The organism is Streptomyces sp. NPDC001709, assembly GCF_053596375.1.
In genome coordinates this window covers 62625-75592 of record NZ_JBSFGB010000010.1, presented here as the reverse complement: position 1 = coordinate 75592, position 12968 = coordinate 62625, and the positions used below count along the sequence as shown (strand labels likewise).

10 protein-coding genes are annotated in these 12968 nt (G+C 71.3%); 8 read left to right on the top strand and 2 right to left on the bottom strand.

Translation table 11 applies throughout. The features are described 5' to 3' along the window. Positions 1–43: 43 nt before the first annotated feature. The 4 genes from ACWC0C_RS17520 to ACWC0C_RS17505 are packed head-to-tail and all read left to right on the top strand — an operon-like array spanning position 44 to position 6605. Positions 44–3319, top strand: coding sequence for a non-ribosomal peptide synthetase (locus ACWC0C_RS17520; protein WP_450864742.1), 3276 nt, complete (start codon positions 44–46; stop codon positions 3317–3319). Between the two features lie 55 nt (positions 3320–3374). Beyond that, the gene (gene ccrA / locus ACWC0C_RS17515; protein WP_450864741.1) at positions 3375–4733 is read left to right on the top strand and encodes a crotonyl-CoA carboxylase/reductase; all 1359 of its coding nucleotides are present in this window, start codon (positions 3375–3377) and stop codon (positions 4731–4733) included. 1 nt (position 4734) lies between these two features. Further along, positions 4735–5724, top strand: a complete 990-nt coding sequence (locus ACWC0C_RS17510; RefSeq protein ID WP_450864740.1) for a 3-oxoacyl-ACP synthase III family protein — start codon at positions 4735–4737, stop codon at positions 5722–5724. Then, complete coding sequence (locus tag ACWC0C_RS17505; RefSeq protein WP_450864739.1) at positions 5721–6605, top strand: 3-hydroxybutyryl-CoA dehydrogenase; 885 nt, start codon at positions 5721–5723, stop codon at positions 6603–6605. Before ACWC0C_RS17510 ends, ACWC0C_RS17505 begins: the two co-directional genes overlap by 4 nt. A gap of 64 nt (positions 6606–6669) precedes the next feature. Here the strand turns inward: ACWC0C_RS17505 and ACWC0C_RS17500 are convergent, their stop codons facing one another. Both ACWC0C_RS17500 and ACWC0C_RS17495 read right to left on the bottom strand, forming a co-directional pair. Then, positions 6670–7428 (bottom strand): thioesterase II family protein, encoded by a 759-nt coding sequence (locus tag ACWC0C_RS17500; protein WP_450864738.1) that lies wholly within the window; start codon positions 7426–7428, stop codon positions 6670–6672. A gap of 40 nt (positions 7429–7468) precedes the next feature. After that, on the bottom strand, positions 7469–8983 hold the full coding sequence (locus ACWC0C_RS17495; protein ID WP_450864737.1) for an FAD-dependent monooxygenase: 1515 nt from the start codon (positions 8981–8983) through the stop codon (positions 7469–7471). A 624-nt stretch (positions 8984–9607) separates the two neighbouring features. On the opposite strand from ACWC0C_RS17495, the gene ACWC0C_RS17490 reads away from it, so the two are divergent. The 4 genes from ACWC0C_RS17490 (at position 9608) to ACWC0C_RS17475 (ending at position 12885) form a co-directional block, all read left to right on the top strand. Continuing rightward, the gene (locus ACWC0C_RS17490) at positions 9608–10126 is read left to right on the top strand and encodes a hypothetical protein (RefSeq protein ID WP_450864736.1); all 519 of its coding nucleotides are present in this window, start codon (positions 9608–9610) and stop codon (positions 10124–10126) included. Between the two features lie 89 nt (positions 10127–10215). After that, positions 10216–11058 carry a DUF4097 family beta strand repeat-containing protein gene (locus tag ACWC0C_RS17485; RefSeq protein WP_450864735.1) on the top strand — a complete coding sequence of 281 codons (843 nt, stop codon included), beginning with the start codon at positions 10216–10218 and terminating at the stop codon, positions 11056–11058. A gap of 61 nt (positions 11059–11119) precedes the next feature. Then, positions 11120–12112 (top strand): ATP-binding cassette domain-containing protein, encoded by a 993-nt coding sequence (locus ACWC0C_RS17480; RefSeq protein WP_450864734.1) that lies wholly within the window; start codon positions 11120–11122, stop codon positions 12110–12112. Continuing rightward, the gene (locus tag ACWC0C_RS17475) at positions 12109–12885 is read left to right on the top strand and encodes an ABC transporter permease (protein WP_450864733.1); all 777 of its coding nucleotides are present in this window, start codon (positions 12109–12111) and stop codon (positions 12883–12885) included. The genes ACWC0C_RS17480 and ACWC0C_RS17475 overlap by 4 nt, the downstream gene beginning before the upstream one ends. The last annotated feature ends 83 nt before the right edge of the window (positions 12886–12968 follow it).

Sequence of the window (12968 nt, the reverse complement as noted above, 5' to 3'; positions counted from 1 at the left end):
CACATTGTCTTGAACGGCTGGCCCACCCTCCCGACCATAGGGGGTGACCTGCGAATTCCTCCGGTGTCCCGGTTTGTTTGTCGAGGGGTTGATCTCTGTGCCTTCATTCGGTGCGTCGTCTGCGCACAAAGGCATGTGGCGGGCGCAGCACATGGCTCCCGACACGCCGAACCACGCGCTGACCATGTGGGATGTGGACGGTGAGCTGGACGCGGCGGTCATCCGGTCCGCGTTCCTGCACGTGATGGGCGAGGCGGAGGTGCTGCGCGTCAACTTCGTCGACGACGGCGGCGGACTGCGCCTCATTCCCCGGGAACTGGGGGACTGGCGGCCGTTCTTCCTCGACCTCAGCGCCGAGGCCGACCCCGAGCAGGCGGCGCGCGAGGCCCTGGCCGACCTGGTGCGCGAGCCGTTCGACCTGGAGCGGGACCTGCTGTTCCGCCTCGGCGTGGTCGAACTCGCGCCGACCCGCTCCCTCCTGGTGATCGCCTACCACCACCTCATCTCCGACGGGTTCGGCGCCGGCGGCCTGCTGTCCAAGCGCCTCGCCGAGGTCTACACGGCGCTGGTGCGCGGGGAGCGGGTACCGGAGCTGCCGCACCCGTGGGACGCCGAGTCGTTCGCCACCGAGGCGACGCAGTACCTCGCCTCCCCGAAGTTCACCGAGGACTCGGAGTTCTGGCGCGACTACCTGACCGACGCGCCCGCGCCCGCGCAGGTCCCGCGCGTCGCCCTGTCCGACGCGCAGCGCTCCGCGCTGTCCGAACCGATGAGCAGCGCCGACCGCTGGTCGGAGGTGGCCGAGACCATCGGCATGGTGAGCCGGACCCTGACCGTTCCCCGCGCCGAGGCGGACGTGTGGAGCGGCACCGCCAAGTCCATGGGCGTGTGGATGTCGCAGATGCTGACCGCGGCCACGGCGGTGTTCCTGCGGCACCGCTGCGACCGGCCGGAGTTCCTCCTCTCGCTGGCCGTCGGCAACCGGGTCGGCGTGGCGAGCCGGACGCCCGGCCTCGCGGTGAACGTGGTGCCGGTGCGGGTGGCGGTCGACCTCGACGCGACCTTCACCGAGATCGCCGACACGCTCGTGGACCAGACGTACGACCTCTTCGACCACACCGCCTGCCACTACTCGGACATCCAGCGCGCTGCCGGAACCGTCCTGAGCGGACGCGGCAGTTACGGGGCGGTCGTCAACGTCGTCGAGTTCGTGGAGCAGCTCCGCTTCGGCGACAGCCCGGCGCGTTACTGCGGCGCGACGACCGGCACGTTCGAGGAACTGTCGATCGGCGTCTACACCGACGGCAGCCCCGACAGCGACCTCTTCATCCGGCTCGACGCCCCCGCCCGCCTGTACGACCGTGCGGAACTGCGCTTCATCGGCGAGGAGTTGATCGCGTACATCCGTGCCGTGGTGGCCGCCGGCGCGCAGCCGGTCGGTGCGCTGGACGTGGTGAGCGGCGCCGCGCGGCACCAGGTGCTGGAGGCGCCGAACGACACGAACGCGCCGCTTCCGGGTCTGACGGTCCCGCAGCTGTTCGCCCGGGTGGTGGAGCGGGAGCCCGACGCCGTCGCGCTGGTCTCCGGCGACGACACGGTCTCCTACCGGGAGCTGGACGCGCGCTCGAGCCGGCTGGCCGAGGCGCTGCGCCGGCGGCACGTCGGACCCGAGACGGTGGTGGCGGTGGCGCTGCCCCGGTCGGTGGACCTCGCCGTCGCCCTGCTGGGCGTGGTGAAGGCGGGCGGAGCCTATCTGCCGATCGATCCGGCGTCCCCGGCCCAGTCCGTCAGGTCGCGGATCGACGAGACCTCGGCGGTCGCCCTGCTCACCGACGCGACGACCGCCGAACTGCTCTCCGTGGTCACGGACGTCCCGGCGCTCGTGTGCGACGACCTCGTCTCCGGCACCGCCGACACCGCCGACAACGACAGCGCCGCCGCGGCGAGCGCCCACCAGGACAACCTGCTGGCCGTCCTGTACGACTCCGCAACGGCCGGCGCCGCCACCGGAGTCGGGCTGACCCACCGCAACATGGAGCGGTTCGTCCTGGACCACCACTGGCGGGAAGCCGGCCACGGCACCGTGCTGTGGCACGCGCCGCACACCTGCGACGCACTCGCCCTCGACCTGTGGGTGCCCCTGCTGAACGGCGGCCGGGTGGTCGTGGCTCCCCCCGGGGACCTCGACATCGACGCGTTGACCACGGCGCGCGCGGCGCACGGGATCTCCACGGTGTGGCTGCCCGCGGGCCTGTTCTCGGCGATCGCGGCCGAGCGCCCCGAGGCCCTCGCCGGGCTGCGCGAGGTGTGGACCGGCGGCCACCGCGTGTCCGCGGCCGCGCTGCGCCGGGTCCGGGAGGCCTGCCCCGAGCTGACGATCGTCAACGGCCACGGCGTGCCGGAATCGACCGTGTTCGCCGCCTGCGACCGCCTGGCCGCAGGCGAACCGGCGCGCCACGCGGGCACGGTCGGCCGCCCGATGGACAACACCGCCCTCTACGTCCTGGGCCCGGGCCTGGCGCCGGTCCCCGTCGGCGTGACCGGAGAGCTGTACGTGGCCGGGCCCGGTGTGGTGCGTGGCTACCCCGGGCGGCCCGCGGCGACCGCGGAGCGCTTCGTACCCTGCCCGTTCGGTCCGGCCGGAGCGCTCATGCACCGGACCGGGGACCGGGTGCGGTGGGGCACCGACGGCCGGCTGGAGTACGTGGCCCGGGCCGACGCCCAGGTGGATGTGCGCGGCGTCCGGGTCGAGCCGGCCGAGGTCGAGGAGGTGCTGTGCGAGCACACCGGCCTCGCGCAGTCGGTCGTGGTCGTCCACGCGGACGGCTCCGGGCAGCAGCACCTGGTGGCCTATGTCGTCCCGGCGGCCGGCCGGACCGTCTCGGCCGACGAGCTGCGCCGGTTCGCCGCGGGACGGCTGCCGGAGTCCATGGTGCCGTCGGTGTTCACGGTGCTGGACCGTCTGCCGGTGACGGCGGGCGGGCGGGTGGACCGGGCGGCGCTGCCCGAGCCCGGGTTCGACGAGCGCACGTACCGGGCACCACGCAACGACACCGAGCGGATCCTGGCCGCGGCCTTCGCCGACGTGCTCGAGCTGGACCGGGTGGGCATCGACGAGGACTTCTTCGACCTCGGCGGCAACTCGCTGCGGGCGATCCGGCTGGTCGGCCTGATCCGGTCGGAGCTGAAGCAGGAGGTGTCCATCCGCAGGCTGTTCGCGGCGCGCACCGTCATCGGCCTGTCGGACATGTGGAAGGACCTCGGCCGGTCCAGCAGGCCGAGCCTGTGCAGGCGGACGAAGGAGGGCGCGGTCCTCTGACCGCGGTCCGCCGCCCAACCGCTTTCCCGTCAGCGGGGTAAGGAGAAGGGGAATCATGGATTCTTTGACAGAAGCCCTGCTGTCCGGGGCCGGCCCGGACGAGATCGGGCGACACGAACTTCCCTCGCACTACCAGGCCGCGCATCTGCTGGCCTCGGATCTCGGCATGTTCGACGGCATGGAGGACAAGGACGTCCGCAAGTCGCTGCACGTCGGGCCGGTGCCGATGCCGGACATCGCGCCGGACGAGGTGGTCGTCGCCGTCATGGCGAGTTCCATCAACTACAACACGGTGTGGTCGGCGACGTTCGAGCCGGTGCCCACGTTCCGGTCCCTTGAGCGCTACGCCCGCCAGGGCGGGTACGCCGCCCGGCACGATCTGCCGCACCAGGTGGTGGGGTCGGACGCGGCCGGCATCGTCGTACGGGTCGGGGCCGGGGTACGGCACTGGAAGGTGGGCGACCACGTGGTCGTCAGCTGTGTCCAGGTCGACGAGCAGGAACCGGCGACGCACGCCGACGCGATGCTCGGCTCGGGGCAGCGGATCTGGGGCTACGAGACGAACTTCGGCGGGCTCGCCCACTACTCGGTGGTGCGCGCGAGCCAGCTGCTGCCCAAGCCGGCCCATCTGACCTGGGAGGAGTCGGCGGGTGTGCTGCTGACCGCGGCGACCTCGTACCGGATGCTGGTCGGTGCCAACGGCGCCCGGATCAAGCAGGGCGACGTCGTGCTCATCTGGGGTGCGACGGGCGGCCTCGGCGCCTTCGCGGTACAGATGGTGAAGAACGCGGGCGGTATCGCCGTCGGCGTGGTCAGCTCCGAGCGCAAGGCCGAGGTGCTGCGCCGGCTCGGGTGCGATGTGGTGATCGACCGCAATGAGATCGGCATGGGCGGGGACGGCGCGCCCAGCCCGGAGCGGACGATCGAGCTGGGCAAGCGGCTCGGGCGGGAGATCCGCCGGCAGGTCGGCGAGGACCCGCATGTCGTGTTCGACTACGTCGGGCGGGCGACGTTCGGGATCTCGGTGTTCGTCGTGCGCAAGGGCGGAGTGGTCGTCACCTGCGGGTCGAGCACGGGTTACGACCACCACTTCGACAACCGCTACCTCTGGATGAACCTCAAGCGGATCGTGGGCAGCCACGCGGCGAACCTCCAGGAGCAGGCGGAGTGCAACCGGCTGTTCCGGCTGGGGCATCTCTCCCCCGTTCTCTCCGAGGTGTTCCCGCTGACGGAAGTGGGCGAGGCCGCACGGCTGGTCCAGAAGAACAGGCACATCGGCAAGGTCGGCGTGCTCTGCCTCGCGCCCGAGGAGGGGCTCGGCGTCACCGATCCCGTACTGCGGGAGAAGATCGGCGCGGCGCGGCTCAATCCGCTGCGCGCAGCCGGCCTGCCCGATGTCGCAGGGGTGTCCTGACATGGGGATCGGCATACTGTCCACCGGCTCCTGTCTGCCCAAACACGAGGTGGGCAACGAGGAGGTCGCCGAGCGCGTCGGCGTCACCGCGGAGTGGATCGAGCGCAAGACGCAGATCCGGTCGCGGCGCTACGCCGCCCCGCACGAGGCGACGTCCGACCTGGCGGTGAAGGCCGCCGAACGAGCGCTGGCACAGGCGGGGCTGACCGCGCAGCAGATCGACTACATCATCGTCTCGACCTCCACCGGGGACTTCCCGCAGCCGCCCACGTCGTACCTGGTGCAGCACGGCCTGGGCGCCTACGGCGCGGCCTGCTTCGACGTCAACGTCGTGTGCAGCGGCTTCGTCTACGCGCTGTCCCTGGCCCACGCTCTGGTGGCCGTACGGCCGGACGCCCGGGTGCTGGCCATCGGGGCGGACGTGTACTCGCGGATCCTGGACTTCACGGACCGCAAGACGGCGATCCTGTTCGCCGACGGCGCCGGCGCCGCGGTCGTCGGGGCGGTGCCGGAGCCGTACGGGATCATCGCGAGCGACCTGTCCAGCCGCGGCGACGCACACCACCTGATCCGTGTCGAGGCCGGCGGCAGCCGCAATCCGGCGTCGGCGGCGACCCTCGCCGAGGGCGGCCACTTCTTCAGGATGGACGGCCGCGGCGTACGGGACTTCGTCGCCGAACACGTGCCACCGGCGCTGCTCGCGCTGGCGCGCAAGGCCGGCGTCGACATCGGCGCGGTCGACCACTTCATACCGCACCAGGCCAACGGCGTGATGCTCAGCGAGGTCGTCGAGCGCACGGGGCTGGGCGCCGCGCAGACGCACCGCACCCTGATCAGGTACGGCAACGTCGGCAGCGCCTCGGTGCCGGTCGCCCTCGACGAGGCCAACCGCACGGGAGCGCTGTCGCGGGGCGACCTGGTGCTGCTCGCCGGGTTCGGCGGCGGCATGTCGATCGGAGCATCACTTCTGACCTGGGGGGCCCACGCATGACCACGTCCACGCACAACGCCGGTGAGGGTATCGACCGGGTGGGTGTCGCCGGCAGCGGCATCATGGGAACCGGCATCGCCGAACTGTGCGCGAAGGCCGGGCTCGACGTGACGGTCGCGGTGTTCTCCGAGTCGTCGCTCCGGACGGCGCCGCAGAAGCTGGCCGCGTCCCTCGGCCGGGGCGTCGCCAAGGGCAAACTGACCGCGCAGGAGCGCGACGCGGCGCTGGGCCGGGTGTCGTACACCCGTGACCTCGCCGACCTGGCGGACCGCCAGCTGGTGATCGAGGCGGTCAAGGAGGACGAGCAGCTCAAGCTGGACCTGTTCGCCACCCTCGACAAGATCGTCGAGGACCCGGAGGCGATCCTGGCGACCAACACGTCCTCGATCCCGGTCGTACGGCTCTCCGCCGCGACCCGGCGCCCGGGCCAGGTGCTCGGCATGCACTTCTTCAACCCGGTGCCGGCGCTGCCGCTCGTCGAGCTGGTCTCCTCGGTGCTGACGGACGAGGCGGTGAGCGCGCGGGCCCTGGTCTTCGTCCGCGACGTCCTCGGCAAGAAGCCGATCGCCTCGCCGGACCGCGCGGGCTTCCTCGTCAACGCGCTGCTGTTCCCGTACCTGCTGTCCGCGGTCCGGATGGTCGAGTCGGGCCTGGCGCCGGCCGAGGTCGTCGACCAGGGCATGGAGCAGGGCTGTTCGCACCCCATGGGGCCGCTGCGGCTCGCCGACCTCATCGGCCTGGACACGACCGTGTCCATCGCGCAGGCCATGTACGAGGAGTTCAAGGAGCCGCTGTACGCGCCTCCGCCGCTGCTGCTGCGCATGGTCGAGGGCGGTCTGCTGGGCAAGAAGTCCGGCCGCGGTTTCTACACGTACGCGTGAGGGATGTGCGAGGGGCCCGGCCGACCGCGAACGGTCCGCCGGGCCCCTCGTCGCTGTCGGCCGGTCAGGAAACGGCGGCTTTTGTGAGCAGCCCCTCGGTGACGGCCGCGGCGACCCCGTCGAGGTGGTCGAAGAGGTAGAAGTGGCCGCCCGGAAAGACCTTCACATCGAAGTCCCCGGTGGTGTGCGCCCGCCAGGTCTGAGCATCCTCGACCGCCATCATCGGGTCGCTGTCCCCGGTCAGGACGGTCATCGCGGCGGCGAGCGGCTCGGCCCCGCGCCAGCTGTACGTGCCGAGGGCCTTGTAGTCGGCGCGCAGCGCCGGCAGCACCAGCTCCAGCAGGTCGGGGTCGGCGAGCATGGCCTGGTCGATGCCGCCCAGCCTGCGCACATCGTCCAGCACATCATTGTCGTCGAAGAGGTGGTAGGGGAGGCTGTCGGTACCGGGCCCGCCCCGGCCGGAGAGGAACAGCCGCTGGGGGCCCGGGAGTTCACCCTGGGCGAGCAGCAGGGCCGTCTCGAACGCGACGAGCGCGCCCATGCTGTGGCCGAACAGGGCGTACGGCCGTCCGCGGTCTGCGGCCAGCTCGCGGGTCAGCTCCTCGGCCACCGCCTCGATGAGCGGGGCCAGGGCCGTGAACGGCGTCTCTCCGTAGCGTTCCTGGCGCCCCGGGTACTGCACGGACACCACGTCGAAGTTCGCGGGCAGCGTGTGCGCCAGGTCCTTGAACGCCGTCGCGGAGCCCCCCGCATGCGGGAAGCACACAAGCCGCGGCCCGTCCCCCGCGGCCGTGGTGAAGCGTCGGAACCACGTGCTGTTCACTGTCGGTGTGTCCCTTCGTCCGATCGTTTCGGGTGGTGTGTCACCCCTGCAGGGCCGGGCCGAACCAGGTGGTGAGGGCGGTGCGGAGGGTGGCGGTGTCGGGCGTGCCGTCGGCGTCGGCCGCCCAGGCGACGTGGCCGTCGGGGCGGATGAGGAGTGCTGCGGGGGCGGGGATGTCGCCGATGGCGGGGACCATCCAGTGCTCGTCCTCGCTACGCGCTTCGGCGAGGTCGACGCGGTCGGCCCAGCCCTTGGCGACCGCGGCCAGGTCGGTGCTGCCGTGCAGGTCGAGCAGGACGGGGCGGCCGGCGTGGAGCAGCTCGTAGACGCGGCTGGTGCCGTCGGACGCTTCGAGGTCGGCGTCGGGGACGCGGCGGCCGGTCAGTGGGTGGTCGCCGTCGGTGGGGTAGCGGATGCCGAGTGCGTTGAGCAGGTGGCGCAGGTATTGGTTGACGTCGTCGAAGACCATCAGGGAGCTGAAGACGTCGCGCAGCGCGTCGGTCTGGGGGCCGGGGCGGACGAGGGCCGACTGTGCGCGGGTGTTGTGCAGGACGCGTTCGGCGACGGGGTGGCGCTCGGCGTGGTAGGAGTCGAGCAGGTTCTCGGGTGCCTGGCCGCGTACGACCGAGGCGAGTTTCCAGCCGAGGTTGACCGCGTCCTGGACGCCCATGTTGAGTCCCTGGCCGCCGGCGGGGAAGTGGATGTGGGCCGCGTCGCCGGCGAGGAGTATGCGGCCCGCCCGGTAGCGGTCGGCCTGGCGTGCGGCGTCGCTGAAGCGGGAGACCCAGCGGGGGCTGTGCATGCCGAAGTCGGTGCCGGCGACCCTGATCAGGGATTCCCGCAGCTGTTCGAAGGTGGGTGGTTCGTGGTCGGGGACGCGGTCGAACTCGGAGGTGATGACGCGGTGCCAGCCGGGTTCGAAGGCGATGGCGGAGTAGTCGCCGACGGGGGTGCGGCGTACCCAGACGTAGTCCTCGGGCAGGTCGGGGAGTTCGACGTCGCCGATGAGGGCGGTCATGGTGGGTTCGGTGCCGGGGAAGTCGATGCCCGCCAGTTTGCGGATGGTGCTGCGTCCGCCGTCACAGCCCACGAGGTAAAGGGCACGCAGCGTCTTGGGCGCTGTCTGGGCCGTACCGAGCTCGACGGTCACGCCGTCCTGGTCCTGGCCGATGGCGGTGACCTCGGACGAGCGGCGCACGTGTACGCCGAGTTCCGTGGCCCATTCCTCCAGCAGCCGCTCGATGGCGGACTGCAGGATCATCAGCGGGTAGGGGTGCCGGGACTCGGACTCGTCGAAGTCGAGGTAGAGGCCGGAGAAGTGGCCGACGGGCTGGAGCTGGCCTTCGGCCAGGAAGCGGTCGAGGATGCCGCGTTGGTCGAGGACTTCCAGCGTGCGGGAGTGGATCCCGCCGGCGCGGGACTCGCCCGATCGTTCGGCGAGCTTCTCGACCACGGTCACGTCGATGCCTGCCAGCCGTAGTTCGCAGGCGAGCATCAGGCCGGTGGGCCCGGCGCCCGCGATCACCACGTCCGTGTCCCTGCGGGTGTCTCCCACGTCGTTCCCCCTCGTTCCGGTGAGCCTCTGACGCCGTTCGATCACCTCCACGTTCACGCACGTGGATGAGCGCTTCAAGACAACTCGGTGCCGGTACGGGGCACACCACGGTCCGACTTGCCTTGTCCCGCCGGCGGGACGGGCCTACGGGGCCACAGGGCGTCGAGCGGACGGCAGCCGGACGCACCGGCCGAACCGGCACCGGGCACGCCGGAGGCCCGCCGGTGCCCTCGATGGATGGTGTGGGCGCCCGGCGGGCGGTTCGGGCGCTCCGTGCATGCTCGTGGCCGTCGCATCGGAGCTCACGACCCGAGAGCCTCCTCCGCCCCGCTCGACGGGTGATCGCGGGGCGGTGGAGGACGGGCGGGGCCGCGGCCGCGGCCGATCCCGAGTCCGCCCGCAAGCAGCACATGCCGGGTGGCGTCGCTTGGCGTCACCTGGTGCCAAGTGGTGCCACGTGGCGCCATTCCGTGCCTCCAAAGGTGCATGAGCGCTCATGCCGCCGCCATGACCCAGATCGCCCCCTCGGTGTTTCCGCAGGTAGAGCGGCCGAGTCCTGAGGCCGCCACCCCGAGGCGCCATGAAGACTTGCGCATGGCACCACGATGCTGCCATGATGACGTCATGGACCTCACGCCGTATGTCGACACTCTCCGCCGCGAACTCGCGGTGGCCGCCGAGGCCGGCGGGGAAGATGCCCGCGAGCTGGCCGAGCGGCTCACCGCCCCCCTGGAGTCGGCGACCCGGCTGACACTGCTCAACGTGCTCTCTGCCGCGATGGACGAGATCACCCGCGAGCTGGCGCCCGGTTCGGTCGACGTACGGCTGCGCGGGCTGGACCCCGACTTCGTGGTGACGCCACCGCCCACCGACGGCGGCGCCATCGTGGAGCCGACCGCACCCGTCGAGCCGTTCAGGACCCCGGTCCCGGCCGACGGCGACGAGGGTGGCACCGCCCGCGTCAATCTGCGCCTGCCCGCGTATCTCAAGGCCCGTGCCGAGGAGGCCGCGAGCCGTGAGGGCCTGTCGGTCAACGCCTGGCTGGTGCGGGCCGTGTCGGCCGCGGTCGAGGGCGGTGCCCGGCCGCGTACGCCGGAGAGAGCCCAGACCGTCGGACAGAGCTTCACGGGCTGGGTGCGCTAGCCGCGCCTCCGTGCCCGCGCCACTTCACCCACACCACATCACGTCCCACCAGCGGGGACGCCCTGAAGACCCATGAGGACGGGACAGCCATGCCTTCTTTCGACACTCCCGAAGCGATCTCGGTCACCGCGCGTGTGGAGGCCGGTTCCATCCAGTTCATCGCGGGCGAGCGGACCGACACGGTCGTCGAGGTGCGGCCGCGTGACCCGAAGAAGGACCGGGACGTGCGCACGGCCGAGCAGACCGAGGTCACCTACGCGAGCGGTGTGCTCAGCGTCAGGACGCCCAAGTCCAACCTGTTCGGCCGCACCGGCATCGTCGATGTCACGGTCGACCTGCCCGCCGGCTCGCGCGTCGACATGACCGGTGCCTGGACCCAGGTGCTCGGCGAGGGCCGGCTCGGCGAGGTCCGCGTGAAGACCTCATCGGGTGATGTGCGCCTCGACGCGACCGGCCCGCTGCACCTGACCGCCTCGCACGGCTCGATCACCGTGGACCGTGCCGAAGGCCCGGCCGAGATCACCACCAGCTCCGGCAGCCTGCGCGTCGGCCTCGTGGACGGCTCCGCCGTGCTGAAGAACTCCCACGGCGCCACGAGCGTCGGCGTCGCCACCGGTGAGCTGCGGGTCAGCGGCGCCAACGGCGACATCAGCATCGAGCGTGCCGAGGCCTCGGTGTCCGCCACCACCGCGCACGGCACCCTGCGCGTGGGTGAAGTGGCCCGTGGCACCGTCCAGTTGGAGACCGCCTACGGCGCCATCGAGGTCGGCGTCCGCCAGGGCACGGCCGCCTGGCTCGACGTCAACTCCGGCTCCGGCCACGTACGCAACACCCTCACCGCCTCCGACACCCCGGAGCAGACCGAGGACACCGTCGAGGTCCGCGCCCGCACCCGCCACGGCAACATCGACATCCGCCGCGCCAAGGCCTGAGCACCCTTTCCCGACGCGCCCCCGTACCTCACCTCACCTCACCCTTCGATCGGAGGGCCACATGCCTTCATCTGTCATGCCCACGACCATCGGGAGTGGCGGTCCGCAGTCACCCGCCGCCATCTCCGCCGTCGACCTGCGCAAGTCCTACGGTGACAAGACCGTGCTCGACGGCATCGACCTGCACATCCCGGCCGGTTCGGTCTTCGCCCTGCTCGGCCCGAACGGTGCCGGAAAGACCACCGCCGTCAAGATCCTGTCCACGCTGATCTCCGCCGACGGGGGACAGGCCCAGGTCGCGGGCCACGACATCGCCACCTCCCCGGACGGGGTCCGTGCCGCGATCGGGGTGACCGGGCAGTTCTCCGCCGTGGACGGGCTGATCACGGGCGAGGAGAACATGTGGCTCATGGCGGACCTGCACCACCTGCCCAAGCGGGAGGGGCGGCGGGTGGCCGCCGAACTCCTGGAGCGTTTCGACCTGGTGGAGGCCGCGAAGAAACCCGCCTCCACCTACTCCGGCGGCATGAAACGCCGCCTGGACATCGCCATGACCCTGGTCGGCAACCCGCGGATCATCTTCCTCGACGAGCCGACCACCGGCCTGGACCCCCGCTCCCGCCACACCATGTGGCAGATCATCCGCCGCCTCGTCACCGACGGCGTCACCGTCTTCCTCACCACCCAATACCTCGAAGAAGCAGACGAGCTGGCCGACCGGATCGCCGTCCTCAACAACGGCAAGATCGCCGCCGAGGGCACCGCCGACGAACTCAAGCGGCTCATCCCCGGCGGACACGTCCGCCTCCGCTTCACCGACCCGGCCGCCTACCGGGCCGCCGCCTCCACCCTGCACGGAGCGAGCGCCGACGACGAGACCCTGGCCCTGCACCTGCCCAGCGACGGCAGCCAGCGCGAACTGCGCTCCATCCTCGACTGGCTCGACGCGGCCGGCATCGAGGCCGACGAACTGACCGTGCACACCCCCGACCTCGACGACGTCTTCTTCGCCCTCACCGACACCACCAACCCCCGCAAGGAGAACGTCCGATGAGCGCCCTGTCCCTCGCCGTGCGCGACTCGAACACGATGCTGCGCCGCAACCTCCTGCACGCCCGGCGCTACCCCTCCCTCACCCTGAACCTGCTGCTCACCCCGATCATGTTGCTGCTGCTGTTCGTGTACATCTTCGGCAGCGCGATGAGCGGCGGCGCCGGCCGCTCCGCCTACGTCGCCTACCTCGTACCCGGCATCCTGCTGATGACCATCGGCTCCACCACCATCGGCACCGCCGTGTCCGTCTCCACCGACATGAGCGAAGGCATCATCGCCCGCTTCCGCACCATGGCCGTCCACCGCGGCTCCATCCTCATCGGACACGTCGTCGGCAGCGTCCTGCAAGCCGTCATGAGCGTCGTCCTCGTCGGCGCCGTCGGCTTCGCCATCGGCTTCCGCTCCCACCACGCCACCGCCCTCGAATGGCTCGCCGCCTTCGCACTCATCGTCGGCTTCGCCCTGGCACTCACCTGGATCGCCGTCGGCATGGGCCTGGTCAGCCCCAACGCCGAAGCCGCCAGCAACAACGCCATGCCCCTGATCCTGCTCCCCCTGCTCTCCAGCGCCTTCGTCCCCCTGCACTCCATGCCCGGCTGGTTCCAGCCCATCGCCCGCTACCAGCCCTTCACCCCCACCATCGAAACCCTCCGCGGACTCCTCCTCGGCACCCACATCGGCAACAACGGATGGATCGCCCTCACCTGGTGCCTCGCCCTCACCCTGCTCGGCTACCGCTGGGCCACCGCCAAGTTCAACCAGGACCCGAAGTAACCACCACGACGACGCGGGCCAAGGCGGCGTACACCGACACCACACCGGAGTACGCCGCCTCACTCATGCCGTCAGTGTGGGGG